This window comes from Microvirga ossetica, from assembly GCF_002741015.1.
Classification (GTDB): domain Bacteria; phylum Pseudomonadota; class Alphaproteobacteria; order Rhizobiales; family Beijerinckiaceae; genus Microvirga; species Microvirga ossetica.
This window is the reverse complement of record NZ_CP016617.1, coordinates 567,415-592,816: the sequence shown is the minus strand read 5'-3', so window position 1 is coordinate 592,816 and position 25,402 is coordinate 567,415. Positions and strand designations below refer to the sequence as shown.

Below are 25,402 nucleotides of genomic sequence, written 5' to 3'. Positions count from 1 at the left end.
GTCTAGCCAGCGCATCTGCGTGTCAAGAGTGTGGAATGGCACCGAGAGTCGATGCTGTTCCACAGCAGGGTGTCCGGCCGGCGAGGACATCCTTTGCCCTAAGGGAACGTCCGCTTTACCCGCACGACCTGACCATGACGCTACTTCCGAGAAGTGCCAATTGAAGACATTCCAGGTCCACGACATGAATTCTCATGCTTACCTGGGCAACACAGCCAGTCGCATACCATCGGCCAAGCGCTCCGTATCCTCAGTGCGCCTGAACGGCTCCTTGGCTATGAACCGGGCCGCCGAGAAGCCGGGATGTGAGGCCTGGAGCCCAGCGGCGGCATCGCGGGCGGTATCCATTCGCCCCGTATGGGCGTAGCAGGCCGCCAAGTAGGCCTGGACCCAGTCCGGCTGCGACGGCGAGCGCCCGAAAGCGACAATGGCCTCGTCGTAACGGCCTGCCACGAAGTGCGCGACCCCTGTCATTCTCCAGCGCCAGCTTGGGTCAAAGTACGGATCGAGCTGCCGAGCCCGCTCCATCCATGCGATGCCCTCATTCGCCCGACCGAGATACAGGAACAGAATGCCCATGCAGGCGACCTGCTCCGGGTCAGCCGGGTTCAACTCCAGCGCCCGCAGCTTGTGCTGCTCGGCCAGATCGAAGTCCTTGCGCTGGAGGTGAACCCAGCCGAGCATGTCATGGCACAGCGGATCCTCGGCATCGAGGGCGACGGCCTTGTGGGCCAGCTCCAGCGCGTGGTCCAGCATGGCGTCCGAGCCGCTCGTGTCTCGGAACCATTCAAGTGTCAGCATGTAGGACAACAGCGCAGAGGCCTGGGCGTAGTCAGGGTCAAGCTCGAGGGCCCGCTCGTACCAGCGCCGCGCCTCCGCCTCGGTCTCGGTGTTACCGATCGGGAGTGAGCGGCCGCGCAGCACGCACTCGTACGCTGCCAAGGTCGCCGGCGGCTTGCGTCGCGCCTGCCGGACTCCGGTGGCCTGAAGCCGCCCCACGAGCGTTGCCACGATCGTGCGGACGATCTCGTCCTGCACTGCAAAGAGGCTTGCCTGCTCCCGGTCGTACCGCTCGGACCAGACATGGTCTCCCGTGGCGGTCTCGATCAGTTGCACGGTGATGCGGACCCGATCATCCAACCGTCGGATGCTTCCCTGGACGAGGTATTGGACGTCCGGTTCGAACGGGCGGGCATCGCGGTCGTGCTCCCGCAGCTTGCCCGGCAGGCTGATGGCCCGCACGGCCAGCTCCCTGAAGTGCATGAGGTCGGTGATCAGGTCCTCGGTGATCCCTTCGCTGAAGTATTGCTGGTCCGGCGTTCCTCCGAGATTGGCGAAGGGCAGGACGGCAACGGTTGGCCTGCGGTGCGCCGATGCTGGGTCCAGCCTCTCCGCCATGGCATGGTGCCTCGAGCCAGATCCGATCGAAACCCTGTAGGTATGGATTGGCCCCTCGATGTTCTTGAAGGTCTGGGATCCGAGATTGACGTAGGTCAGCGGCAGGACCTTGCGGACATGGCCGAGAGCTGCGTCCGAGAGGCACACGCCACCTGGATCGGCGACGCCCTCCAGCCGCGCCGCGATGTTGACGCTGTCTCCCAGCAGGTCGTCGCCATGGACCATCACGTCGCCAACGTGCACCCCGATGCGGAAGAGCAGGCGCGCCTCTGCCGGAATGTCGCGATCCATGGACACCAGAACCTCCTGGGCCTCGACGGCGCATTGGACGGCATCGACGGCGCTCGGGAACTCGGCCAGCACGCTGTCGCCGGCGGTGTTGGCGATGCGCCCGCCGAACCGTACGATGTGGCGGTCCAGGATCTCGCGATGGGCGGTGAGCGCTCGCAAGGTTCCGGCCTCGTCGCGCCCCATGAGGCGCGAGTAGCCTGCCACGTCGGCGGCGAGGATCGCCGCCAATCGTCTCTCGGTCTTATGCTCCTGCGCGTCCATGGGAGCCCCGGCGCATGATCCGCCTCTATTCTGCGCCCAAGCGCGAGAGCGGTCCAGATCGGGAAGCGCGATCCAATCCTAGCGAAGCACGCCTCTGAGAAATTATGGTCCGGTGTGGGTCAGACAAGGAAACTGCCGACCTTTCATGAATGTCCGGTGCGCCCGCCTTATGCCGACGTTCAGTCTATTTCGCAGATGTGCCATTTGAAGACGTTCCGGGCACATGAGCGAAATTTCGCAGAAGGCCCGATTGAGGGCTGGACGACCTCCTCGACGAAGCCAGGCTCAAGGTCGGCGGCGCCGTGACCGTCCAGCCCACGCGCGATGACTGCTGCGCCAGACCGACGGGGGCTGACCCGCCCAGCGCCGGAAGGCGCGGCTGAAGGCGCTGATCTCGGAGTAGTTCAGGATCTCAGCGATCTGGCTGAGCGTCAGGTCCGTCTCGGCGAGTAGCGTGCAGGCAATCTCGCAGCGGACCTCGTTGGCCACCTGCCGAAACGTGCCGCCTTCGGCTTTCAGGTGTCGGTACAAGGTCCGGCGAGACACCGCGTAGAGGCTGGCGACCATGTCAGACGTACAAGTATCCCGGATGAGCTTGACCCGAAGCGAGCGCTGCACCTCCTCGGTGAGCGGTCGTCGGCCATGACGCGATCGGGGCAGGTCTGCCTTGCGGGGGGACGGCATTTCCATCACAGCAGTCTAGCGCGGCCGGAGCGCCGTGCTTGATCGCTTGGGACAGCCTTGTGACCGTTTGGGACCCGTGGCTCACCCCGGGCGTAAAAATCGGCCGCGCGCGGCTGTGGGGCACCTTGGCCATCGTCGCGATGCTGCAAGTTGATGCCGGCTCAAGGCGGCACATGATGAAGGCCTGCGTGGAGAGAGGGATCTGGCCCTGGTGCAAGCCGGGTGCAAGGTACCGCCCACAGCCGAGGCCCTGGAGCGATCCGGGGCTTCTGGCGTTTTAGGGCTGCGAATGTCCGATAATTCCCTGTTCTGAAACAGAGAACATGGCACTTGGGCGAACGTCAGTGCCGCCCGAGCACAAAGCCGACGAGCAGTACCGCGATGATCAGCCCGGCCATTGTGGTCGCCCAGGCGAACAAGGCCACATCGGCCGGGGACCACACGGTGCAGCCTGACAAGCCGAGCAGCTCACAAACCCATCTCGCCACCGTGTCCATGCTTACCCCCGATCCGGACCACAAGGCGCAACTTGGAATTTCCGCAGACCAGGTCTGGCTGCCGAAAGGTCACGCCTCACAGCGCGCACCGCCTGCGCAAGTCGCATAACGTCGATTAGGGAACAGGCTGGATGCGACCTTCACGAAGAGCAGAGGGCGGTCCAAAGAGAGCCGCTCCGTTCGGCGGTAGGACTGCGCAGTGAGTTGAATATCTCACTGTCTCATCCTGCAATAAGCGGATTTCTCCGCACCAATGCCCGCCGGCTGTTTCACCTCTATCCCCGGGCAGCGCCCGATACTGGATCGCGTGGTCCGGCACGGCGATCCAAATGCCATTCACGAGCATTTGAACCCCGGCCGGCGTCACCCGATACGGGACAGGGCGACAATCCTGGTCGTTGCAGCAACTGTTTCCCCATCGGTCCTTTAAGGGCGAGTAAATGTCGTGGGCTTCGGTGGGTGGCTCGAGACTGATCAGACAGATCGCTGCAAGAAGCTCAAGCTTGAGAGACATAGGCCGCTCTCCCTCATGATGGGCAGGCGGCGCTCGTCAGAGCGTCGGGATAACGCGACCAGTCTTGTTCTACTCCCGACCGGAGATCCTGTTCCCGTCGCGCTGCGTAATTCGCATAACCCTCAGTATGGAACGCGATTTGAAGCTTTCGGGAAGTCGTCCCGGCGGCTTACGGAACACCGCCCTGACTATACAGTAAAAACCGCGCCGCAGCGGGCTTCAGCCAGCACGCGAATACTCGCGAATGCTATGGCTCGGATTGAGTAAGAGGAGAGGCCGGAAACGGTGCCGTTTCCGGCCTCTCCCGCCTGGACTACGGGCCACCATTCGGGATGGTTGTACCTCCAGGCAGGCAAATCCTAGTCGACTTGAGGGAGATTTTCGTGGCGAGGGAGAGGCCGGGATGAGCACGTTTTCCCAGCCTCTCCCCGCCTGGCCGAGGCACGGGTCAACACGAAGGCCGCATGATCCTGCTGGCCGTCAACTGTTGGATGCCCGTCCAAGGTTTGCCAGGCTGGCGGCCAGCTCATTCTGCCGAACCGGCTTGGTCAGCCGAGGGGGAGGTGCGGGGCCTGCGCCCCCGGCGTACGTGGAAATGATCGGCATTCGGCAGCAAAGGCCACCAGACAAGAGGCGACTCCACCGCTCAATCAGGAGACTTACGGCAGGCAGACATCTGTCGAATATCGCCCGGTCACACTCATTTCGGACATCGACATGGAAGTTGGGATTGTCTCGTCAGTCCGCTGCTCAAGTTCAGTCCGTACGAAATCGACATGGACGAAGCGCTGACGGAACGGGAGCTTGCGATGCTGAGCATACCGCGCCTCATGACAATACTGATGTTGGCAGGGGGGACGTTGCTTTTGAACCGAGAGGCGACTCCTGCCGAAACCCGGGTCGATCTCGCGCTGGTGCTGGCCGTCGATGTCTCCTTCTCCATGGAGCCGGATGAGCAGGAGCTCCAGCGACACGGCTTCGTCGAGGCGTTCCAGTCCCCCGAGGTCCATCAGGCGATCCGCCGGGGCGTGCTGGGGCGCATCGCCGTGGTTTACGTCGAGTGGTCCGGAGCGTTCGATCAGGCAATCATCGTCCCCTGGACCGTCATCGAGCTGCCAGCCGATGGCCTGGCCTTTGCCGAGCGGCTTTTGCGGGGTCCACTCCACAGCATGAACTACACGTCCATTTCAGGGGGCATCGACTTCGGCGTCCGGCAACTCCGTCAGAGCGGCCTGCAAGCGGATCGGCAGGTCATCGATGTCTCGGGTGACGGAGCCAACGACTCGGGTCGAACCGTGACCCTGGCCCGCGACGAGGCTCTGGCTCGTGGCATCACCATCAACGGCCTGCCGATCATGCTGAAGTGGCCCGATGGGCCCTGGGACATCGAGGATCTCGACCTCTACTTCCGCGATTGTGTCATCGGCGGTCCGGGAGCCTTTCTGGTTCCGGTAAGGGAGAAGGCGCACTTCATCGGGGCCATCAAGGCCAAGCTCGTCCGGGAAATCACGGATCAATCACCCCCTCGCTCGCTCGTCCAACATGCCCAGACCGACACCTCGACGAACTGTCTGGCTGGCGAACTGCGGAGACACCAGCCGCCAGCCAGGTGACTGACCAGGAGTTTCCTTGACGTGGCGTGCGGCAACACCGCGGGCCGCCTGAGCCATCGGGCGCCATCACGTGCTTCCAGCCTCACGTCGTACATGGATTCTCGAAAGAGGATGAGGCGAAAACCCACATTGGTTAGCTACTTGCCTGATAGTTGGTGGCATTTGCTGCCAAATGCCGGACATGATCAGGATCGGCATGCCGGCCGCATTAGGGCTCGACGAGCCTGGTGCGGACTGCATAGCGCACGAGGTGCGCCGTCGAATTCACCTTGGCCTTGCGCATGGCCGCGGCGCGGTGGCCCTCCACGGTCTTTTGGCTGACGCCCAGGATCTGGGCCGCCGCCCTGTTGCTGTGGCCCTCCGCGATGAGCTGGACGACGCTGCGTTCCCGCGCCGTCAGCGCGCCGTCACCGGCAGGCCCCCTGGACAGATATGCCGTCAGCAGGGTCTCCGAGACGCCACCGGTGAAGAATGGCTTGTGCTGCGCCAGCGCCGCCACGGCGGCGATCAGGAACTGCCTGGCATCGGACCTGAGCAGATAGCCGCGTGCCCCAGCCTCGAGCAGCTCGCGCAGCAGGGGCTCGCTCTCCTGCATGGTGAAGATCAACACCTCGGTCTGCGGCTGGAAGGCGCGGATCTCGCGGGTCGCGTCGACGCCGTTCATGAGGGGAAGCTGGTAGTCGAGGATGGCGACGTCGGGCTGCGTCTCGAGGGCGAGGTCGACTGCCTGCCGACCGTCCTCGGCCTCGGCGACGACCACCCATCCGGATTGACCGCTCAGGATGGCGCGCAGCCCGGTGCGGACCACGTCATAGTCGTCGGCGATCAGGATGCGCGTCATGCCCTTGCCTCAGGCCGTCAAGTCTAGCCGAAACCGCCAAGCGTCGGATCTAGGGGAAACCCCGAAATCGCCTTCGGCAATACCTGAGCTGTCCTGCGAGACAGGGAGACTGGCCCGGCCCCTGTCCGATCCGGCATTCGGTAGCAAAGACCACCAAGCACCACGCAAGTGCCTGGGCTGAAGAGATCTCTGCCCTTTTTGCTGCGGTCGGTCACAGCCGGCACAGGCATGCCAAATGCCGACGCCCGCTGACCCTTCCGATCGGTGGCGGTCACCCCAAGGGCAATCCAGGTCTGTTGGCGTCGCTACCGTGGAGAAACCGTCTGGCATTCCGGCAAGCGGATCGGCGCGGTCATGCCTTGCAACTGCTCCGGTTTGGCGCAAAGCGGGAAGCCGGCTGCCCGCATCCCGTCGGCCAATTTCTGGCGCTCGATGTCGCTGTATCCCGGACTGTTCAGGGCAAACCCCTCGATCGTGAGGTTGGGGTGGCGCTTGAGCGCATCGGCTACCGCCGCTCGCGCTTCCTCCGTCCGGCCGAGCGCGGCATAGATCACGGCCCCCTGCACCCAGCCGCCTCGCGTGCGGGTCTGAGGATCCTCGCGTTTCACAAAACGCAATGCATCCTCGTATCGGCCGGCCATCAAGTAGGTCAGCCTGAAGTAGCCCGCGGCCGAGATCGAATAGTTCGGGTCGAGGCGAATGGCCCGGTCCGCCGCCTGTGCACCGCGCTCGGGTTCCCCGAAGGTGCTTGACCACGCGGCGTATTTCGTCAGGATGCCCGCATCGCTCGGGTTCAGCCGCAGCGCCGTCTCGAACTCGGCTTCTGCCCGGGGCAGGTCGCCGGCCATCCCGAGGATATGGCCAAACGTTGCATGGGCGGCAGCATCCTGGGGATCGAGTTCGAGGCCACGCCGGATCGCCGGCATCGCGGCCGCCCGCGCGGTGTCGGCATCCGCGCCATAATGCATCGTCGCGTCGTGGGCGGCGGCCAGTGCGACCCAGGCGCGGGCGAGTTTCGGATCCTTGTCCACCGCTTGCTTGAACCAGTGGAGAGCCTCCTCGGTACTCTCCTTGGTGAAGCGTCCCATCGCTTCCTGACCCAACCTGTAGAGGTCGTAGGCCTTCAGATCCTCCGGTCGCGCGCGCTGGCTTGCCGCTCGTTCGGCTTCGGGAATCGCCCCGCTGGAGGCCGCCAGCCGAGTGGCCACCTGCTCGGCGACCTCGGACTGCACCGCGAAGACGTCCGTGGCGGGTCTGTCCCAGCGTTCGGACCACAGATGTGTGCCGCGATCGGCTTCGATCAACTGCGCCGTCACGCGAACCTGTTCGCCGCGCCGCTGGATCGAGCCTTCCAGCACGTAGCGGACCTTCAACGCCTTGCCGACCGCCTGGATGTCGACCGCCTTGCCGGCGTAGGCCGCGGTGGCGTTGCGCGCCATGACGTCCAGGTCTCGGTAGCGGGACAGATCCGTGATGATGTCCTCGGTCACTCCAGCCGCCAGACGGCCTGTCGCATCGTCGCCGCCGAGATTGTCGAACGGCAGCACGGCAATCGAGGGCTTGCCGGTGGCGGTCTCGATCGGCCGGAACCACCAGATGCCAAAACCTGCCATGAGCAATACCGTAGCGAGAGCAGCAGCTAGGGGCCGCCAACGCCGGAAGAGCCGGATGCGCCACAACCGGCCTCGTTGACCACCCGCAGTCCTGACGGCGTAGGTACGCACGGGTTGCGAGATGTTCTTGACGCGCAGCTCCCCCGCATAGTCGAGGGGCAGGTTGAGCTTGCCCTTGAGGTGGTCATAGGCGGTTCCCGAGATCATCACCCCGCCGGGTTCGCAGAGTTGCTCCAGCCGTGCGGCGATGTTCACGCCGTCCCCGAGCAGGTCCTCGCCCTCGACCACCACGTCGCCGAGGTTGATGCCGATCCGGAACACGATCCGACGCTCTGGCGCCACCTGCGCCTGGCGGGCTGCGGTCCCGGCCTGAACGGCGAGGGCGCAGGAGACCGCATCGACCACGGAGCCGAACTCTGCCAGTGCCCCATCGCCCATCAGCTTGACGATCCGGCCGCGATGCTCGGCCAGCAGCGGGTCGATCACGCTGCTGCGGATGTCCCTCAGGGCCGCCAGCGTGCCTTCCTCGTTCTGCTCGACGAGGCGCGAATAGCCCACCACGTCGGCCGCCAGGATCGCGGCCAGCCGTCGCTCGGTCCGGGTGCTCGTCATCGGACGGCCTCCAGCGGAAACCCTTGGCCCAAGGATAGCACAAGACCCGATGCCTTGCTTGCCCCGCCCCAGGAATGGCACCGACGAACATCCAGCGGACTGGATTTTGTTTGGTGGTTTTTGCTACCGAATGCCCGTCTGATCCCTGCGGCGTCCGGTTGCCGGACGATCAAGGATAGACTGTCCTGAAGGTCAGCAGCGGGTCACGCAAGGAAATTGCGGTCGCTTTAGGAGTGCCTGTTGTTCCCTGCCGAAGCGGACATCCAGTCTACTTCGCAGATGTGCCCGTTCCTGACGTGCTGAGCCGCGCCCCCAATTGGCATGCGGATTGATCATCCCGGTTCGCGCTGTGAGTGGTGGCGATTTCGGCTTGACCGGGAACCGCAACAGGCGCATCTGGCTTGTCATTCGCGGCTTGCTTCGGCAGACCGCGGACCCACAGGAACCCTGAACCCCATGCCAAGCGACAGTCCCAGTCGATTGACCACGCCGTTGCCGGCCCGCGCGCACGCCTGATCGCTTGATCGGCTCGCCCGCGACCGGCCTGCGACGGCCGGTCGGAACCGAGGTGAGCCATGACCCTCCTGAACCTGATCCCGCTCCGCGCCCATGAGCGCCCCGAGCCTGCTTCCGCGGACGACCGCAGCATCCTGCTGATGGTTGCCCTGCTGCTTGGCCTTGTGTTCGTGCCGATCATCGGCCTGCACATTGCCGCCGTCGCCTTCGACTCTGAAAGTGCAGCGTCGCCGCCGGACAACCTTGCCCATCACGTCACCCTGCCGGCGAAGCCCACGCGCGGCTGATCGTTTCCGCCTGAGGACTCCCCGATGATGAACTTCCATGGCCTGCGCCAGGGCCGTCTCGTGCGCTTGGCGCAGGATGGCACTACGCTCCCTACGCCTTCTGACGTGCTGTGGATCGACCTCCTCGATCCCACACACGAGGAGGAGAAGGCCGTCGAGGCGCTGCTCGGGCTCCAGGTGCCGACCCGGCAGGAGATGGCCGAGATCGAGGAGTCGGCTCGTCTGTACCAGGAGCACGGCGCCCTCGTCATGACGGCCGTGATCATCAACGGCGTGGCCGAGGGCCGGCCCTCCCGCACCCAGGTCACCTTCGTGCTGACCCCAACCCACCTGGTCTCGGTGCGCTACGCCGACCCGGTGCCCTTCCGCACGTTCATGGCCAAGAGCCAGCGGCAGCCGGAAGCCCACAGCACCAGCGACAGCCTGCTGGCCTCGCTGCTGGAGAGCATCGTCGAGCGCGCCGCCGACGTGCTCGAGATGGTGGCGGCCGACCTGAACGAGGTCTCGACCCGCCTCTTCATCGAGGACCGCGATCCGAAGCGCCGGAAGGTCAAGCGGGTGGAGGACGAGCTCCAGGTGCTGATCAAGCGGCTCGGGCGTAAGAACATGACCGTGGCGATCCTGCGCGAGAGCCTGCTGTCGCTGTCACGGCTGGTGCCCTACCTGCGCCAGGGCGCCGAGGAGTGGCTGACCAACGGCAGCCCGGCGCGCCTGAAGCAGGTCGAGCGCGACCTGCGCTCACTCTCCGCTTACGAGGGGCAGTTGTCGTCTGAGATCGTGTACCTGCACGAGGCGACGCTTGGGCTGATCAACCTCGATCAGAACCGCATCATCAAGGTGTTCTCGATCGCCGCCGTGCTGTTCCTGCCGCCGACCCTGGTGGGCACGATCTACGGCATGAACTTCCAGGACATGCCGGAGTTGCAGTGGGACTACGGCTATGCCGTCGCCCTGGTGCTCATGGTGATCTCGGCCGTTCTGCCCTATCATTGGTTCAAATGGAGGGGCTGGCTCTAGCCCTCGCCCCTCCGGCCGGTCGCCAGGAGGGTTGCCATGCTTCACCCCTTGCGTGTGCTGCTGGCCGCCCTCGTCTGGGCCGCCCTGATCCCAGCCATGCCGGCACAGGCGCAGACGGAGGTCGATCTCGCTCTCGTCATCGCGGTGGACATCTCCTACTCGATGGACACGGACGAGCAGGAGTTGCCGCGGGAGGGCTTTGCCGAGGCCTTCCGCTCGCTGCTCGTCCATGACGCGATCCGCCATGGCATGCTGGGCCGGATCGGCGTCACCTACATGGAATGGGCCGGAGCCTACGAACAGCAGGTGATCATCCCCTGGACGGTCCTCGACAACTCCGAGAGCCTGATGGCCTTCGCCGACAGGATCGCCTCATCTCCCTTGCGGCGGGCGCAGCGCACGTCGGTCTCGGCCGCCATCGACGTAGCCGCGAACCTGTTTGATCGCAGCGGGCTGGAGGCCACCCGCAAGGCGATCGACGTGTCGGGCGACGGCACCAACAACCAGGGCCGCCCCGTCAGGCACGCCCGCGACGAGGCAATTGCGAGTGGGGTCACGATCAACGGCCTGCCCATCATGTTGAAGAAGCCGGGTTCCCTCGACGATCCGGACCTCAACCTCTACTTCCGTGACTGTGTCATCGGCGGTCCGGGCGCCTTCATGGTGCCGGCCCGTGAGCGGTCGCAGTTCCAACTGGCGATCAAGGCCAAGATCCTGCTGGAGGTGTCCGCGACGCCTACGGTTGGAGAACCCCTGATCAGGCCGGCACAAGGTGACGTGGCCCGTGACGTGGCCCGGCGGGCGAACTGCCTCTCGGGCGAGGCCGGGTGGAGAGACCGGTTCGGCAATTAGGAACTGTTGGCGGCCTCACGCCGGAGCCTGATCATGGTCTCCTTGATGATCTGCCGCGCCTCACCCACGGTGCGGGCGATCCCCACGACCACTCCCCCGGCATCCTCAACCGCATCCGAAAGCGCGGCGGCAGCCAAGGCTTCATCCTCGACGATCAGGACCCGAATGCCGCTGAGCATGGTCGGCCACCCTGGGGCGAGCCTGGGACGAGATGGATCACGGCGGCCGGAAAGCCACTCTCGGCCGGCTCCGGCCCCGGGGTGGCCGTTCCGCGGGGCGCGATTGAAACCCTCCCTGTGCCGCCACGTTGTGCCGAAGGGGCCTCGCTCCTTTCTCAACGCCGGGAGGGTTCATGGCCACGACGGGGATCAGCGAACGGGTGGATGTGGCCCCTGCCATACACGGACACGCGACCCCGACCTCCTTCTGGGCCCTGACCCTCGGCTCCATCGGTGTGGTGTACGGTGACATCGGCACCAGCCCGCTATATGCCCTCAAGGAAAGCCTCGCGGCCGCAACCGCCCACGCGGGCCACGCCGCCCTTACGCGCGAGATGGTGGTCGGGGTGGTTTCCCTGATCCTGTGGGCGCTGATCATCATCGTGACCCTCAAGTACGTGGTCCTGGTCCTGCGGGCCGACAACAACGGCGAGGGCGGAACCCTCTCGCTCGTGACCTTGGCCCAACGCGCCCTCGGGCACAGCACCGGGTTCACGATCATCCTTGGCATGGTGGGAGCCTCGCTGTTCTATGGCGACGCCATCATCACTCCGGCCATCTCGGTGCTCTCGGCGCTGGAGGGCCTCAAGCTGGTGACGCCCGCCCTCGATCCCTACGTGGTGCCGCTCAGCCTCGTGATCCTGATTGCCCTGTTTGCCGTCCAGCGGCTTGGCACAGCCAGCGTGGCGACGTTCTTCGGGCCGATCACCGCCTTTTGGTTTGCCGTCATGGGTGTCGGTGGCCTGATGCACATCCTGGACGATCCTGCAATCATCGGCGCGATCAACCCGCTCCATGGCCTCAGCTTCCTGATCAACCACGGCACGGCGGGTCTGTTTGCGCTCGGCGCGGTGTTCCTGTCCGTGACCGGGGCCGAGGCGCTCTATGCTGATCTCGGCCATTTCGGCCGCTCGCCGATCCGCACCGCCTGGCTCGGTTTCGTCCTGCCGGCGCTGGCCCTCAACTATCTTGGCCAGGGCGCCATGCTGCTGGCCCACCCCGAGATGCTGGAGAACCCGTTCTTCCTGCTCTATCCCTCCTGGGCGCTGCTGCCGATGGTGATCCTGGCCACCATCGCTACCATCATTGCCAGCCAGGCGGTGATCACCGGCGCGTTCTCGATCTCGCAGCAGGCGATGCAGCTCGGCGTGCTGCCGCGCTTCCGCGTGCTGCGCACCTCCGAGACCGAGAAGGGCCAGATCTACATCCCGATGATCAACTGGCTCCTGCTTCTTGCGGTCATCGTGCTGGTCGTGTTCTTCAGGACGTCGAGCAACCTGGCCGCCGCCTATGGCATCGCCGTGACGGGCGACATGGTCATCACCTCATGCCTGCTGTTCGTCGTGGCGTGGAAGTTCTGGCGCTGGTCCCCGTTGGTCACGGCCCTGGTGATCGCGCCGTTCTTCGCCATCGAGCTGATCTTTCTGGGGGCGAACGCGCTCAAGATCCCGCAGGGCGGCTGGTTCCCGCTGATGACCGGTGCGGGGCTGTTCACCCTGATGTGGGTGTGGCGCAAGGGCTCGCGCCTGCTGGCCGAGATCACGCACCGCGGCCGACCGCCGCTGGCGGAGTTCATCCGCATGTGCGAGACCAGCTCGGCACCGCGGGTGCCCGGCACGGCCATGTTTCTGACGGGCAACGCCCAGGATGTGCCGGCCGCCCTGCTGCACAACATGAAGCACAACAAGGTGCTGCATGAGCAGAACGTCATCCTGACGGTGGTGACCGAAGAGGTGCCGCGTCTTCCGGACGAGGGCCGCGTCACGGTCGAGAAGCTCTCGGACCGGTTCTCGCGGGTGACAGTGCGGTTCGGCTTCATGGAGAGCCCGAGCGTGCCCAAGGCGCTGCGGGCGGCGGGCTTCGACCTGAGCGACGTCTCGTTCTTTCTGTCGCGGCGGGCGCTGCAAGCGTCGGCCCAGTCCGGCTTGCCGTTGTGGCAGGACTACCTCTTCATCCCGATGGCGCGATCCGCCAGCGACGTGTCGGACCACTTCTGCATCCCCGAGGATCGTGCCGTCGAGGTCGGCTCACGCATCACGATCTGACTGACGAGGGAACGAACTAGGTCCGCAGGGCGCAGCCCCATGCAAGACTCAGGTCTTGCGCCTGCCCGTCCGATCGCGCGGGGCGGATCAGAAGTAGAGCAGCCTGGAAAAGAGCCACAGGATGGAGCAGAGGATCGAGAGCCCGGCCGTCCATAACCCGATCCCGTGCCAGTACCTGACATCCCAGTCCCGCCGGTAGAGCCTCTCACCGGTATCGCGGGTCTGGGCATCTACCAGAGCTGCTTTGAATCTCCTCCAGGCCTGCCACGCATGCACACGAGCGACGACGGACAATCCGCCGGAGAGCAGTGCCCCGTTCCACATCAGGTTCTGCAAATCCTTGATCGCCACGTCGCACCCTCGGAAGGCGAGCCTGGGCCCGCGGCACCCTTGATAACGAGAGTGGGGGCTGGAAAGTCCCCGTTAATGAGACGCCAGATGGGCTGCTGAAGGTCGGCTGAGGGTCAATGTGTAACGTAGAGCGAACCTCATCAACGTCCGCTTCACTTCACTCATGCCGACCTTTGGCTTCGGTCAGCCCCAGCACACGGTTACGTCTGCCATGGGCCGGCATCCATGACCCTTCACGTGACCGGACCTCGATTTTCGCTCAATTCTGCAAATGGTCGTATATGGAACCGCCAACATCGATTTACTGGACAAAGACGGTCGATATTTGTCCGACTGGGTCGATCAAGTTCCGCTATCAGGATGCAATGACGAGATTGCTGCTATGGGAACCCTGCTCATCAGAAACGCCGCCATCCTGGTCACGATGGACAAGGATCGGAGGGAGATCCCTGGCGGAGGTGTCTACTGCGACGGCAACCGAATCGTGCATGTCGGCCCGACGGAGGAACTGCCATCATCTGCCGACGAGGTCATCGACGCGGCGGGACAGATCGTCCTGCCCGGCCTCGTCAATACCCACCACCATATGTACCAGAGCCTGACGCGGGTCGTTCCGGCGGCCCAGGATGCCGAGCTGTTCGGCTGGCTCAAGGCGCTCTATCCCATCTGGGCGCGCCTGACGCCGGAGATGATCGCGGTTTCCACGCAGACAGCCATGGCCGAACTGATCCTGTCGGGCTGCACGACCACTAGCGACCACCTCTACATTTATCCCAACGGCTGCCGCCTTGATGATGCTATTGAGGCAGCCCAGGCAATCGGGATGCGGTTCCATGCCAGCCGGGGATCAATGAGCCTGGGAGTGAGCCTTGGCGGGCTGCCGCCCGACAGTTGCGTCGAGAGCGAGCCTGCAATCCTCGCTGACACGCAACGCCTCATTGAGACGTACCATGATCCGGAGCGTTTCTCGATGCTGCGGCTCGTGGTGGCACCATGCTCGCCCTTCTCCGTCACCACAGGGTTGATGGAAGAGTCTGCTCGCTTGGCTCGTCACTACGGAGTGTCCCTTCACACGCATCTGGCTGAGAACGTCAACGATGTCGCCTTCAGCCGCGAGCGGTTCGGTCAGTCACCGGCGGAATATGCCGAGAGCCTTGGCTGGATCGGTCCGGATGTCTGGCACGCCCATTGCGTCCAGCTTGATGAACCGGGGATCAGGCTCTTTGCCAGAACCGGCACCGGGGTCGCTCATTGTCCCTGCTCGAATATGCGTCTGGCATCTGGCATTGCTCCGGTCCGGCAGATGCGGTGCGAGGGGGTCCCGGTCGGGTTGGGCGTGGATGGATCGGCCTCAAACGACGCTGGCCATCTGTTGGGCGAGGCACGGCAGGCCATGCTGCTCCAGCGGGTGGGGTTCGGTCCCGCCGCCATGACGGCCAGGCAAGCGCTGGAGATGGCGACGCTTGGAGGAGCGCAGGTGCTCCACCGAGACGACATCGGCCAGCTCGCGCCCGGGATGGCAGCGGACATCGTGGCCTTCGATATAGATCAAATCGGTATGGCCGGTGCTCTGCATGATCCGGTTGCGGCGCTGATATTCTGTGCCCTGGGAAGCGTGTCGTGGAGCATGATCAACGGCCAGATTATCGTGAAGAATGGTCACCTTCTGCCGCTCGAGCTCCCGATGCTGGTAGAACGTCACAACGTGTTGTCTCGACAGCTCGTTCACGGGAGCTGATTGCCGCTCTGTCGTCTCCGCGGAATGTCGCCTGCGGGCCAGGGACGGTCTCTATGCGTTGCCTTGTAAAGGTCCGCTTCAATCTGCTCTTGCGGAAATACGGCTATGATCGGCCCCGTGCCAGAAGCTGACCTGATCGTCCGGTGAATGAGGCTAGTACTTGGCGATCGCCTCCGCGAGCGGCCGCCGTTGCAGCCAGGATGCCGGAACAAGCGCAAGCACGAGACCGATTGCCAGGATGGCAAGCCCAATCAGGATCTCCGTCTCTCCCAGCGTTGGCGTCAGGGCAACCCCCGTCCTGTTGGACAGCCAGTGGCTGATGCCGAAAGAGAGGGCGTAGCCTCCGAGGAGACCGATCGCGACGCCGACCAGAACGAGGGCAGCCATAAATCCCCAGGCCGCGGCGAAAACGTAGAGACGAGGAGCACCGAGCGCCCGCAGAGTAACGAATTGCGGCATAAGAAGGCGAAGCAGGATGAACACGCTGGAGACGATTGCCAGCAGAACGAGTGCCTGCGTGATCACGGCGAGAATGCTCATCAACTGCCGCACGTCTCCAACCACGGAATAGAGTTGGATCAGCGCCTCGGCCGGAAAGAATGCCATCGAGTCGTTGGTCGTGTAGGCCTGACGTAGCTTGTACGCTGAAGCAACCGTTTTCGCATGCACAACGGCTGCCGGGATGCCCGGTGTTCGCGCCGGGTCGAAGGGGGCGCCGATCTCCGTGCTCCCCTCCGGATGCCCGGATGGCAGTCCATGCGCGTCCCACACCAGTTCAACGGGAATTGTCACCGCGCGATCCCACGGCGATCCGGTTGGTTTCATGCGACCGACGACCGTCAGGACGATATCATGGGTATCACGATGAGCATGATCACCCGCGCCGTGATCGTCGTCCTCGGAGTCGCCGTGCGCATGAACGCCGTGCGCAGGGCGAAATTTCTGACCGACACTCAGAGGCGAGGCCCAGCCGATCACTGCTTCCTGTCGGCTCAGAAAAACACGGCCCTCCGCCAGGCCGTTGGACAAATGCTCGACGAGAGGGGCGGTCACGCCGACGACTGGAGCGCCCCGTATGCTGTCGCCAAAGGCCAGCGGCGAAACAAAGGAGGCATTGGGGTCGTTGAGCAGCTGTGCCGTCACCTCGGGCGAGAGAAGGCGGGCGGATCCGGGTTGCAGGAAGACCGACGTGAGCAACGCATCGGTACGGCTGCCCGGGGCCGCAACCACAAGATCGAACCGATCGGCTGCGCGGGCGCTTCCGGTTCTCAGAGCGCGCTCCTGCGAGATGATCGCCACCGATAGGCTCGTGCCGGCGGCAATGAGGAGGACGAAGGCCAAAGCGCTGAAGCGATACTGTCGCAACGAGGCCCAGATGATGAGCAGCGGATTCATTCAATTCCAGGCATCTGTCAGGATACCTTCCTGTAAAGACTGTCGCCAACTAAGCGGCCATCATGCATGGTCAGCGCCGACGAGGCATAGGCGGCCAGCCTTTCGTCATGGGTGACGCAGATGACGAGCTTGCCCGATCGCGCGAGCCGGTCGAACTCGTGCGCAATGCGGTCGCCATTCTCAGGGTCGAGGCTGGCGGTCGGCTCGTCCGCAAGGATGATCGGTGGATCCATCAGGAGAGCCCGAGCCAGCGCCACCCGTTGGCGCTGACCGCGTGACAATCCGGAGACGGAGCCTGAGCGGTGAGGGACTTCGAATCTCTCCAGGAGCTCGCGGGCGCGGCGTTTGAGATCCTGAGGCACCCGTGCTTTCGAAAAGGTGGCCGGGAGAATGACGTTCGAAAAGATGTCGAGTTCTTCGATCAGGCGAAAATCCTGGAAGATCATACCGCACGTCACATACCGCCAGGCGTCACGCTGCGTCTCGTTGAGATGAGAGATTACGGTTTCGCCGAAGCGGATTTCACCAGCACTCAACGAAACGATGCCGGCGAGCGCGTGAATGAGGGTCGTTTTGCCCGATCCGGACGGCCCCACCACGGCCACCATGGATCTGGCATGGAAACATGCACTGACGGTGTTGAGCGCTCGGATCGGCTCGCCGGCGGCATCCGAGAACGAGGCCGAGATGCCGTCGGCCGTCAGCATGGCGGGCCGATCAACGCTCGCGGTCATGCAAGCCGAACGGCAGCGTCGACGAGCCTGACACGACTGACGAAGCCCGTCTCTGCATCGGTCTCCGCCCCGATCTCCAGGCGACCGACGGTGTTGATGACACGGCCTGGACTGATTGCCTCGCCGCGGCTCTTCATGCGCACAAACACGATGCTGTCGATCCAATCACCTTCGCTCGCGCAGAACGGACAGGTCTCGACAGGTGTATTCGACAGAATGAAGAAATCTGACGCAACCTTCAGGTGAGGTGCCATGAAGCCCTGGATCTCAATCGCTTTTCCCTGAAGCTCGTAGGCGCGTTTGGAAAAGCTCATATCATCCTTGTAGAGCTCGAACATCCGGATCCGCTCAGTGGCAAAGCTCGTCCGAGACAGAAGCGGCAATCCCGCAAAGGCAAGGGCCGCAGCACGACGTGTCAGCATGTCCTTCTCCGTTTGTCTTTGCCGCTTGTGCGCGAGGCCGTGAGCGGCGGTTCTTCATTCTAGCTTATCCTTCGCACCACGGTCTTTCCAAGGCAGGTCGGATTGCGCCGCCCTTTGGAATCCGTCCGGACGAGGTCGTCCGGACGGATTCGGCTCGCCTATTGAAGGCCGATGACGGCCAGGAGCGGGATTAGAGCGGTGTTCATGCCCTTCACGAAGGGATCCTTTTCGACGTCGGCCCATTCGTCGAGTGAATGGCTGCGGCCGTTTTTGTCCGGTCCCTTCGCGCCGATGGACAGGGCCGGGATGCCAAGGCTCATCGGCATGTTGGCGTCCGTCGAGCCCCAGCTATAGTTCGGCTTGTAGCCGTTCGCCTCGAGCGCCGCCTTGGTGAACTGGAAGATGGGCTGCGTCTCCGCCGTGCTCCCGGAGGGGCGATCCCCGATCAGTTCGGCCTTGACGGTGATCTTGCCCTCCTTCGTCGATCGGGCGAAGTTCTCAGTATCCGCCGCCTGCTGGACGATGGTGAGGAGGCGTTCTTCGATACGCTTCAGCTCTGCATCGGATTCCGAGCGCATGTCGACTTCCATCGATACCTCGAACGGGATCGAGTTGACGGAGGTGCCGCCCGTGATCACGCCGACGTTGAAAGTCGTCTTCGGCTTGGCGGGCACGAAGCTGCGCGAGAACAGCGAAACAGCTTCGCCGAGCGCAAAGGCCGGGTTGACGAGGCCGAAAGCGCTATAACTATGGCCACCGGGCCCCTTATAGGTGACCCGGTAGCGCTTGGAGCCGATGCCGCCGTTGGTGACGCTGGTGATCCCACCACCCTCGACCGTGAAGAAGGTCTTGATCTTGTCCTTGTACTTGCCCTTGGTGAACAGGTAGCGCACTCCGCGCAGGTCACCGAGACCTTCCTCGCCTACCGTGCCAACGAAGAGGATGTCCTCCTTCGTCTGGATCTTGGCGGCGTTCAAGGCGCGAATGTAGCCGAGATTGATTGCGAGGCTCAACGTATCGTCGGCGATGCCCGGCGCATACAGCTTCGTACCCTCGCGCTTGACGGTCACGTCGGTTCCCTCGGGGAACACCGTGTCGAGGTGGGCCGTGATGGCGACGAACTTGCCGTCGCCGGCCGTTCCCTTGCGAATGCCCAGCACGTTGCCTTCCGGGTCGATCTCCACATCGGTCAGGCCGACATCCTTGAACATTTGCGCATAGGCGGCCGCGCGCTTTTCTTCCTTGAAGGGGGGCGCAGGAATTTCAGTGAGTTTGATGCCCTCGGCGATCACTCGGTCATAATCGCCATCGATGAATTTCACGGCTTCCTTGTAGGAAGCATGGTCCATGATCCGTTTGACTTCATTCGTACTCTGGTCAGCCGTCTGGGCCGATGCGGAACCGATGAAAAGTCCGATGCCCGTAGCCGTCAATACCAGCAACGAGCGAGTTGAAACCACCATAGCGTTTCCTCTTCGAGTATTTAACAGAACAGCCGATGAAGGCGTGGCTGCGCTTACAAAGTCCCATTCGCACGCGGTAGTCACGAGGCAATATTGTTATGTTCTTACGCGAGCGAGCACCTACGCTAGCAACGATACCCAACCTTCGCCATGAGAAAAATGCATGGCACTTATACGGTGTGGAGATGCACTCGTTATCCCGCGACTAGCTGTTTAGTCCCGGCATTTGGTGGAGCGGGTCGAGCCTGAAGCGTTGAGGCTCGCTTGTCCAGATCTTGCAGATGTACTCGTAGGGGGTGAGGCCGCGCAGCGTCTTGAGCCTTCGGGCGAAGTTGTAGGCGGCGAGGAAGTCGCCCAGGTGCCCCTGCAGCTGGTCGTGGGTGTCGTAGTAGTAGCGCCTGACGGTCGCGTCCTTGAGGGTCCGGTTCATGCGCTCAACCTGTCCGTTCGTCCAGGGATGGCGCGGTTTGGTCAAGCGGTGATCGATGTCGTTCTGCGCACAGGCGAGCTCGAACGAATGGGCCCGGAAGATCTCGCCGCGGGCCATCGCCTCTTTGATCAGAGGGGCAGCCGAACTGGTGTTGCCGGGTGTGGTGAAGTGAGTGCCGTTGTCGGTGAGAACCGTGTGGATCTTGTAAGGCACGGCCGCAATCAGCGCCCGCAGGAAGTCACCCGCCACGCGCCTTGTGGCTTTCTCATGCAGTTGGGCAAAGGCGAATTTGCTGGTGCGATCAATGGCTACGAACAGGTAGAGCCGGCCCTCTTCCGTATGCACCTCGGCGATGTCGATGTGGAAGTAGCCGATCGGGTAGCTCTTGAACTTCTTCTTGGCGGGCTTGTCGCCGGTCACCTCTGGCAAGCGGCTGATACCATGCCGCTGCAGACAGCGATGCAGGGATGAGCGCGTCAGGTGCGGGATGGTGGGCTGAAGGGCGTAAAGGCAATCGTCCAACGGCAGCAGGGTGTGCTTGCGGAAGGCGACGACGATCGCCTCTTCCTGGACCGAGAGCACCGTTGAATGCGGTGCTCTCGGCCCCGTCGGGCGATCTGCGGTGGTATCCCGCTTCTTCCATTTGGCGACCGTCTTCGGGTTGATGCCATGGCGCTCGGCCAGGGCCCTCAAGCTCGCTTGACTATTTTGTATTGCTCGACGGACTGGATCGAGCGTTGTGGCGCTCCCATGGAGAACCTGGCCCATAGATGGAGTATTCGGCCTGCCATCCCATGGCTTGGGCTAGAAAGGCGCGCGCCGCGGGACGATGATGAAACCTGGTCTGTTGGATCAAGCACAAGCATCAGGAAAGGAAGCCTAGCATGAAGCACTATGCTGGACTGGACGTCTCGGTGAAAGAGACGTCGGTGTGCATTGTGGATGAAACGGGTAGGATCTGTCGCGAGACAAAGGTGCCGAGCCACCCAGACGATCTCGCGCAAGTCCTCCACGATCCTGCTTGGCGGCTCGAGCGGATCGGCCTTGAGGCTGGCCCTTTGTCGCAATGGCTGTTCAGTGGGCTTGCAGAAGCCGGTCTGCCTATCGTCTGCATCGAGACCCGCCATACGAAGGCATTCCTCAAGGCACAGGTGAACAAGAGTGACCGCAACGACGCACGTGGCATTGCGCAGATGATGCGGGTGAATCTGTTCCGACCGGTTCATGTAAAAACCCTGACCAGCCAAAAGCGGCGCGCCCTCCTGACCGCCCGCAAGTTGCTGCAGGAGAAGGCGATTGCATTTGAGAATGATATTCGCGGCCTGCTGCGCAACTTCGGCCTCAAAGTCGGCATCGTTGGCGCAGCCAAATTCGACATCCGCATTCGCGAACTCCTTGACTGTCTGCCTGACCTGGCAGAGATCATAGAGCCGCTGCTGGCCAGCCGGCGAAAGCTTCGAGAGGAGTTCGAGCGTCTTCATCGAAAGCTGCTATCGATTGTCCGCGACGACGGTGTTTGTCGACGCCTGATGACCATTCCAGGGGTCGGTCCCGTTGTCGCTTTAGCCTATGCCAGTACTATCGACGTTCCGGCTCGCTTCCGGAACTCCAAAGCCGTGGGTGCCTCCCTGGGGTTAACGCCGGTGCTTCATCAGTCGGGTGAGAGCAACCGGATCGGCCGCGTCTCCCTCTGCGGGGATGGCATGATGCGAACGCTGTTGTACGAAGCCGCTCAAGTCATGCTGACGAATGTTCACGTGAAGTGGTCGTGGTTGAAAGCATGGGCGATGAATATCGCCAAACGGCGTGGTGGGCGAAAAGCCATTGTTGCGCTGGCCCGGCGTCTGGGCGTGATCATGCACCGCATCTGGAGCGATGGCACCGTATTCCGCTGGACGAGGGAAAGCATACCCGCAGCTGTCTAAGATGCCATACCGGAACGGGCAATGAGATAACTCGAATTCCGCCAGAAGGCGGAAGAAAGACGTCCTTCGCAGGACGATGGATCAGGCGAGCTCGTGGATGCGCTTGTATCGGCCGCGCTGCCGCGGCCAGAACGCCCCATAGATTGAGCCACCTCATCCTACGAATCCCATGGTGGGAGGGCAAATGTGCCGATCCCGGAGAGAAGCAAGGCCCTGCGAGAGACGACTGCCTGGAGGTGGGATGGCCGATGCCTTAAAAGCGCTTGACTTGGAGGGGCCGAATAGAGAAGCGCATCCCTCCATTCCGGCGATAAGAATGCACCATCAAACCCTGGGATCAAACATCTAGCGGGGATCCAGATCAGAGCATAGCGCGTTTCTTGATCATCAACGGTGATAATGTAGCAAACGTTGTCTTTGATACAGCAGCCGGTATTGATCCTGGAGTGTCCACGGAAGATGTAGAGGCTGAACTCTCTCGCGCCCTGTCAGAGGCGAATTCTGGATCGCAAGCCAAGATGGCGGACTGAGTACAATCGATGCAACGCAAGTTGCTCTTTAAATCGTCACGATCTGCCCCCCGCGGTTAGAGGCCTTCGCCCACCCGGATCTGGTCGTAAGCTCGGCGCACCGTTCCCTTGCCGTAGATCCGCTCCAGGCGACGCACGATGAAATGTCCGCGGGCGAGCGTCTGAAAATGATCGATGAAGGCGGCGTTGACCGCCGCGCCGCCGATCGCCCCAACAATCGGAACGGCCTGGGCCGCGACCTTCTGCGACACGACCACTCCGAATCGGGATCCAATCTGGGCCAGCAGGCGCACGATGGCAGAGGCGCTCTCGTCCACCACCCCGCGCCCGGCCATCTGCTGCAGGGCACGGGTGACGGACTTCGCCATCGCCGATCGCACGGCAAAGTAGCCGGCCTCGTGCAGTTTGTCCGAGCCGGAATGCCCGCCCAGGGCGAAGACTTGGACGCATGCCAGCGCCGTCTCGGGATGTTCGAGATCCTCGCCCTCGCTCTGGGCGATCCGGGCAATCGACCGCAGCATGATCGCCGTCGAGATCGGGAGCTCGACGAGGACGGCCGACACGCCCAGCGCTCCACCCATGGCGCCCGACAGGATCGCAAGGGCCTTGTGAGCGCGGGTTTCCGGATCCCTGCCCTCCTTCGGGATCGTCCGGAGCGCGTACCGCAGCGCCCGGGTGAGCGCCGCCTGAGTGGCTTTCGAGATTAGGTCGGATGCGACCTGGGGAAGGGCCTGCCCGAGCAGCTCGATCGGCCGCCCGGCCAAGGCTGCCAGGCGGCCAACGTAGCTTGGCCCCTCCAGCGAGCGGACGGCCTGTCTTAAGGCCGCGCGGTCCTCCTCAGACAGGGCGATTTCCGGAGTTGCGGCGTTGCCCTTGGACGCCGGAAGCGGGTGCTGGCGACGAAGTTCCTGGCTCATCCATCCTATCTGGGGGTGCAGATCCGCTTCGGATAGACCGCGCCTCCTGGTCTCCTAAGGCCGGCCCTTCACAGCATTTGGTTACACGTCGAACCCTTCCGAGCAGCTTCAGCTATCTGGCAAAGGGTGCGCCTCGGCCATGGGATTCCGCACACTTGGGGAGCGGACTGCTGCAATGTCCGCGCCCCCCGCCTATTGCGGTAGCGACGCTCTCTACGGCGCCTGGTTGCAGGGATGAGCGAGTTGGTAACCGCGGCTGGATAGTGTAACGGCCTGATTGGCTTCCGAGTAAAGATCCTCACCATGCCCTTCAAGGCCAATGCCGCCCATCGACATCGCATCTCCAAGCAGCGGTACCGGGTGACGAACTGGGCTGAGTACGACGCCAGCCTGCGCCAGAGGGGAAGCCTGACGGTCTGGTTTTCTGCGGAAGCCATTGCCGCCTGGCGGGCTGAGCCCCGTACCACGCGGGGCGGTCAAGCCCACTATTCGGCCCTCGCGATTAGGACGGCGTTGACCCTGCGGGCAGTGTTCCGGTTAGCGCTGCGTCAGACGGAAGGCTTAATCGGTTCGATCCTCCAACTCCTGGGTCTGGATCTGGCGGTACCGGATCACTCAACCCTGAGCCGGCGTGCCGAAACCTTGGAGGTGCCAAGACCATCTCCGTGCTCCAGAGAACCTGTTGACCTGCTGGTCGACAGCACAGGCCTGCGTCTGTGCGGGCCCGGCGAATGGCTGATCGAGAAGCACGGCGCCCAAAGGCGTCGCGCTTGGCGCAAGCTACACATCGGCGTTGATGCCGGGACCGGACAGATCCTCGCATCAGAGTTGACGACCAGCGATGTTGATGATGGCTCGCAGATTGAGCCCTTGCTCGACCAGATCACAGGCCCACTTGCCTCTTTCATCGGTGATGGAGCCTACGATCAAGCTGGCATCTACGGCACCATTGGCGAGCGCCATCCTGATGCTGACGTGATCGTTCCGCCACGATCAACGGCCGTGCTGACTGAGACGGCGGAGAGCGCTCCGACCCAGCGCGATCGGCATCTCCAAAACATCGCGGAGCATGGACCCATGGGTTGGCAGAAGAGGTCCGGGTATACGCGACGAGCCCTGGTGGAGACTGCCATCAGCCGGCTTAAACGAGTGATCGGAGACGCCTTGCGTTCACGGACGGATCAACGCCGCAGAACCGAGACGGCCATCGCCGTCAAAGTCTTGAACCGCATGCTCGAGCTTGGACGCCCGAAGTCCGTCCGCATCGCCTAAACCACAGGCAGGGGGGTGGGCTCAGTGCGTTCACCAATCGATCCGTGCAACACAGCCCACTCGCGGATCAGCGTGGGGTCACCAAACAGGCTGGGCTCGATCGCCAGGACATAGTAGCGGGCCATGTTGCAGGCGGGATCGAATCTGTCGAGGACCAGGTACTGAATTGTGTCTCCGCACATGTCTCCATGTTGCGCAGAGCATGAGGCGAGATCCAATCAAAGTCATGAATCCATTGCGGTGCAACGATTCACAACAGTGATGGACCCAGCTGACACAGCGCATCTTGCCCTGTTGCTACGTCGGGCATGAGCCGGGTTTGAGGTTGCCTCAGTTAAGGCTTGAATGCAGGTTACCGAGCATCAGGCCTGGCGGCCGTCGCTTTCCTCTTCGAAAGTGACAGCGACATCGGCGTTAGCCGAGAGGCGTACCTGGTTGCCCTCGATGTCTGCGACCAAAGCCGTTGCGATATAATGGTGGTGGCCCTCGTGCGACCCCTCCCCGCTGTCCTTCTTGGTCAGCTTGATGCGGTTTCCCTCGAGATGGTCGACCGTGCCGACGTGGGCGCCATCAGCGCCGATGACTTCCATATGCTCCTTGATCTGGCTGATGTCTGTCACGGCTTCCTCCCTCATGGCCCAGGTTGGAATAACGTACTGGATGCCAATAGGATGCATGTTCCGGCCGTTGAGCTTTTCCTGGCGGAGAGCGATGCGAGAGGGATGACGAGCCTCTCAGGAGAGGCAGCCAGCGGGATCGCCACTTCGGCTTCGACCTTGTCGAGAACCTGCGGGGATCCTGGGTCACCGGCACCGCCGTCGAGGGCCAGAAGGATCAACGCTCGGCGCCAAACACATCGATCCCACCATTGCAACACTCTCCTCCCCGATATCCACAGGCGCTTGGGCGAACCTCACATTGACTCTACGCAGCGGCATATGTTCTTGTTTTGTTCCATTTTGTCGC

Annotated in this window: 22 protein-coding genes; 8 read left to right on the top strand and 14 right to left on the bottom strand. The window is 63.1% G+C overall.

The window, feature by feature from the left end; translation table 11 throughout:
* Nucleotides 1–198: 198 nt before the first annotated feature.
* The 3 genes from BB934_RS30635 to BB934_RS47550 form a co-directional block, all read right to left on the bottom strand.
* The gene (locus tag BB934_RS30635; protein ID WP_099513675.1) at nt 199–1,950 is read right to left on the bottom strand and encodes an adenylate/guanylate cyclase domain-containing protein; all 1,752 of its coding nucleotides are present in this window, start codon (nt 1,948–1,950) and stop codon (nt 199–201) included.
* 285 nt (nt 1,951–2,235) lie between these two features.
* Nucleotides 2,236–2,634, bottom strand: a complete 399-nt coding sequence (locus BB934_RS30630) for a helix-turn-helix transcriptional regulator (RefSeq protein WP_099514278.1) — start codon at nt 2,632–2,634, stop codon at nt 2,236–2,238.
* Between the two features lie 341 nt (nt 2,635–2,975).
* Entirely contained in the window at nt 2,976–3,122 is a 147-nt protein-coding gene (locus BB934_RS47550; protein WP_162299240.1) for a hypothetical protein, read from the bottom strand.
* A gap of 1,299 nt (nt 3,123–4,421) precedes the next feature.
* Here BB934_RS47550 and BB934_RS30620 point away from each other — a divergent pair.
* Nucleotides 4,422–5,258, top strand: coding sequence for a DUF1194 domain-containing protein (locus BB934_RS30620; RefSeq protein WP_237050497.1), 837 nt, complete (start codon nt 4,422–4,424; stop codon nt 5,256–5,258).
* A gap of 208 nt (nt 5,259–5,466) precedes the next feature.
* On the opposite strand, the gene BB934_RS30615 is transcribed toward BB934_RS30620, so the two are convergent.
* Both BB934_RS30615 and BB934_RS30610 read right to left on the bottom strand, forming a co-directional pair.
* Entirely contained in the window at nt 5,467–6,099 is a 633-nt protein-coding gene (locus tag BB934_RS30615) for a response regulator (protein WP_099513673.1), read from the bottom strand.
* 305 nt (nt 6,100–6,404) lie between these two features.
* Nucleotides 6,405–8,324 carry an adenylate/guanylate cyclase domain-containing protein gene (locus BB934_RS30610; protein WP_099513672.1) on the bottom strand — a complete coding sequence of 640 codons (1,920 nt, stop codon included), beginning with the start codon at nt 8,322–8,324 and terminating at the stop codon, nt 6,405–6,407.
* A 575-nt stretch (nt 8,325–8,899) separates the two neighbouring features.
* Between BB934_RS30610 and BB934_RS30605 the strand changes: the two genes are divergently transcribed.
* From BB934_RS30605 to BB934_RS30595, 3 genes are read left to right on the top strand one after another with little or no spacing between them, the layout of a single operon-like run.
* A complete protein-coding gene (locus BB934_RS30605; RefSeq protein WP_099513671.1) occupies nt 8,900–9,127 on the top strand; it encodes a hypothetical protein in 228 nt (75 codons plus the stop codon).
* A gap of 24 nt (nt 9,128–9,151) precedes the next feature.
* Nucleotides 9,152–10,144 (top strand): magnesium transporter CorA family protein, encoded by a 993-nt coding sequence (locus tag BB934_RS30600; protein WP_099513670.1) that lies wholly within the window; start codon nt 9,152–9,154, stop codon nt 10,142–10,144.
* A 36-nt stretch (nt 10,145–10,180) separates the two neighbouring features.
* Nucleotides 10,181–10,996: a DUF1194 domain-containing protein gene (locus BB934_RS30595; protein WP_099513669.1), complete on the top strand. Its 816-nt coding sequence runs from the start codon at nt 10,181–10,183 to the stop codon at nt 10,994–10,996.
* On the opposite strand, the gene BB934_RS30590 is transcribed toward BB934_RS30595, so the two are convergent.
* Entirely contained in the window at nt 10,993–11,175 is a 183-nt protein-coding gene (locus BB934_RS30590) for a hypothetical protein (protein ID WP_099513668.1), read from the bottom strand. The two genes, BB934_RS30595 and BB934_RS30590, sit on opposite strands and share 4 nt — an antisense overlap.
* 173 nt (nt 11,176–11,348) lie before the next feature.
* On the opposite strand from BB934_RS30590, the gene BB934_RS30585 reads away from it, so the two are divergent.
* Entirely contained in the window at nt 11,349–13,259 is a 1,911-nt protein-coding gene (locus tag BB934_RS30585) for a potassium transporter Kup (RefSeq protein ID WP_099513667.1), read from the top strand.
* Nucleotides 13,260–13,346: 87 nt separating this feature from the next.
* On the opposite strand, the gene BB934_RS30580 is transcribed toward BB934_RS30585, so the two are convergent.
* Nucleotides 13,347–13,610, bottom strand: a complete 264-nt coding sequence (locus tag BB934_RS30580; RefSeq protein WP_099513666.1) for a hypothetical protein — start codon at nt 13,608–13,610, stop codon at nt 13,347–13,349.
* Nucleotides 13,611–13,992: 382 nt separating this feature from the next.
* Between BB934_RS30580 and BB934_RS30575 the strand changes: the two genes are divergently transcribed.
* Nucleotides 13,993–15,348 carry an 8-oxoguanine deaminase gene (locus tag BB934_RS30575; RefSeq protein ID WP_099513665.1) on the top strand — a complete coding sequence of 452 codons (1,356 nt, stop codon included), beginning with the start codon at nt 13,993–13,995 and terminating at the stop codon, nt 15,346–15,348.
* Nucleotides 15,349–15,501: 153 nt separating this feature from the next.
* Here BB934_RS30575 and BB934_RS30570 read toward each other — a convergent pair whose 3' ends face one another.
* From BB934_RS30570 to BB934_RS30550, 5 genes are all read right to left on the bottom strand, one after another.
* Complete coding sequence (locus BB934_RS30570) at nt 15,502–16,743, bottom strand: ABC transporter permease family protein (protein ID WP_099513664.1); 1,242 nt, start codon at nt 16,741–16,743, stop codon at nt 15,502–15,504.
* 17 nt (nt 16,744–16,760) lie between these two features.
* On the bottom strand, nt 16,761–17,477 hold the full coding sequence (locus BB934_RS30565; RefSeq protein WP_099513663.1) for an ABC transporter ATP-binding protein: 717 nt from the start codon (nt 17,475–17,477) through the stop codon (nt 16,761–16,763).
* Nucleotides 17,474–17,899, bottom strand: a complete 426-nt coding sequence (locus BB934_RS30560; RefSeq protein WP_099513662.1) for a hypothetical protein — start codon at nt 17,897–17,899, stop codon at nt 17,474–17,476. The genes BB934_RS30565 and BB934_RS30560 overlap by 4 nt, the downstream gene beginning before the upstream one ends.
* 158 nt (nt 17,900–18,057) lie before the next feature.
* Nucleotides 18,058–19,248: a M20/M25/M40 family metallo-hydrolase gene (locus BB934_RS30555; RefSeq protein WP_237050496.1), complete on the bottom strand. Its 1,191-nt coding sequence runs from the start codon at nt 19,246–19,248 to the stop codon at nt 18,058–18,060.
* 319 nt (nt 19,249–19,567) lie between these two features.
* Nucleotides 19,568–20,560 carry an IS481 family transposase gene (locus BB934_RS30550; protein ID WP_099513660.1) on the bottom strand — a complete coding sequence of 331 codons (993 nt, stop codon included), beginning with the start codon at nt 20,558–20,560 and terminating at the stop codon, nt 19,568–19,570.
* Nucleotides 20,561–20,676: 116 nt separating this feature from the next.
* On the opposite strand from BB934_RS30550, the gene BB934_RS30545 reads away from it, so the two are divergent.
* A complete protein-coding gene (locus BB934_RS30545) occupies nt 20,677–21,717 on the top strand; it encodes an IS110 family RNA-guided transposase (RefSeq protein ID WP_099510310.1) in 1,041 nt (346 codons plus the stop codon).
* Between the two features lie 586 nt (nt 21,718–22,303).
* Here the strand turns inward: BB934_RS30545 and BB934_RS30540 are convergent.
* Complete coding sequence (locus tag BB934_RS30540) at nt 22,304–23,164, bottom strand: EcsC family protein (protein WP_099513659.1); 861 nt, start codon at nt 23,162–23,164, stop codon at nt 22,304–22,306.
* Between the two features lie 303 nt (nt 23,165–23,467).
* Between BB934_RS30540 and BB934_RS30535 the strand changes: the two genes are divergently transcribed.
* Nucleotides 23,468–24,436 (top strand): IS5 family transposase, encoded by a 969-nt coding sequence (locus BB934_RS30535; protein WP_099513658.1) that lies wholly within the window; start codon nt 23,468–23,470, stop codon nt 24,434–24,436.
* Nucleotides 24,437–24,798: 362 nt separating this feature from the next.
* On the opposite strand, the gene BB934_RS30525 is transcribed toward BB934_RS30535, so the two are convergent.
* A complete protein-coding gene (locus BB934_RS30525; protein ID WP_418294796.1) occupies nt 24,799–25,026 on the bottom strand; it encodes a DUF2171 domain-containing protein in 228 nt (75 codons plus the stop codon).
* Nucleotides 25,027–25,402: the final 376 nt, after the last annotated feature.

What these genes read in the sequence shown, in the direction of transcription:
- BB934_RS30595 (WP_099513669.1), top strand. Translation starts at nt 10,181, where the DNA reads ATGCTTCACCCCTTGCGTGTGCTGCTGGCCGCCCTCGTCTGGGCCGCC.
- BB934_RS30550 (WP_099513660.1), bottom strand. Translation starts at nt 20,560, where the DNA reads ATGGGCCAGGTTCTCCATGGGAGCGCCACAACGCTCGATCCAGTCCGT.
- BB934_RS30570 (WP_099513664.1), bottom strand. Translation starts at nt 16,743, where the DNA reads ATGAATCCGCTGCTCATCATCTGGGCCTCGTTGCGACAGTATCGCTTC.
- BB934_RS30545 (WP_099510310.1), top strand. Translation starts at nt 20,677, where the DNA reads ATGAAGCACTATGCTGGACTGGACGTCTCGGTGAAAGAGACGTCGGTG.
- BB934_RS30555 (WP_237050496.1), bottom strand. Translation starts at nt 19,248, where the DNA reads ATGGACCATGCTTCCTACAAGGAAGCCGTGAAATTCATCGATGGCGAT.
- BB934_RS30565 (WP_099513663.1), bottom strand. Translation starts at nt 17,477, where the DNA reads ATGACCGCGAGCGTTGATCGGCCCGCCATGCTGACGGCCGACGGCATC.
- BB934_RS30525 (WP_418294796.1), bottom strand. Translation starts at nt 25,026, where the DNA reads ATGGAAGTCATCGGCGCTGATGGCGCCCACGTCGGCACGGTCGACCAT.
- BB934_RS30560 (WP_099513662.1), bottom strand. Translation starts at nt 17,899, where the DNA reads ATGCTGACACGTCGTGCTGCGGCCCTTGCCTTTGCGGGATTGCCGCTT.
- BB934_RS30600 (WP_099513670.1), top strand. Translation starts at nt 9,152, where the DNA reads ATGATGAACTTCCATGGCCTGCGCCAGGGCCGTCTCGTGCGCTTGGCG.
- BB934_RS30540 (WP_099513659.1), bottom strand. Translation starts at nt 23,164, where the DNA reads ATGAGCCAGGAACTTCGTCGCCAGCACCCGCTTCCGGCGTCCAAGGGC.
- BB934_RS30605 (WP_099513671.1), top strand. Translation starts at nt 8,900, where the DNA reads ATGACCCTCCTGAACCTGATCCCGCTCCGCGCCCATGAGCGCCCCGAG.
- BB934_RS30630 (WP_099514278.1), bottom strand. Translation starts at nt 2,634, where the DNA reads ATGCCGTCCCCCCGCAAGGCAGACCTGCCCCGATCGCGTCATGGCCGA.
- BB934_RS30615 (WP_099513673.1), bottom strand. Translation starts at nt 6,099, where the DNA reads ATGACGCGCATCCTGATCGCCGACGACTATGACGTGGTCCGCACCGGG.
- BB934_RS30535 (WP_099513658.1), top strand. Translation starts at nt 23,468, where the DNA reads ATGCCCTTCAAGGCCAATGCCGCCCATCGACATCGCATCTCCAAGCAG.
- BB934_RS30610 (WP_099513672.1), bottom strand. Translation starts at nt 8,324, where the DNA reads ATGACGAGCACCCGGACCGAGCGACGGCTGGCCGCGATCCTGGCGGCC.
- BB934_RS30590 (WP_099513668.1), bottom strand. Translation starts at nt 11,175, where the DNA reads ATGCTCAGCGGCATTCGGGTCCTGATCGTCGAGGATGAAGCCTTGGCT.
- BB934_RS30635 (WP_099513675.1), bottom strand. Translation starts at nt 1,950, where the DNA reads ATGGACGCGCAGGAGCATAAGACCGAGAGACGATTGGCGGCGATCCTC.
- BB934_RS30585 (WP_099513667.1), top strand. Translation starts at nt 11,349, where the DNA reads ATGGCCACGACGGGGATCAGCGAACGGGTGGATGTGGCCCCTGCCATA.
- BB934_RS30575 (WP_099513665.1), top strand. Translation starts at nt 13,993, where the DNA reads ATGGGAACCCTGCTCATCAGAAACGCCGCCATCCTGGTCACGATGGAC.
- BB934_RS30620 (WP_237050497.1), top strand. Translation starts at nt 4,422, where the DNA reads ATGGACGAAGCGCTGACGGAACGGGAGCTTGCGATGCTGAGCATACCG.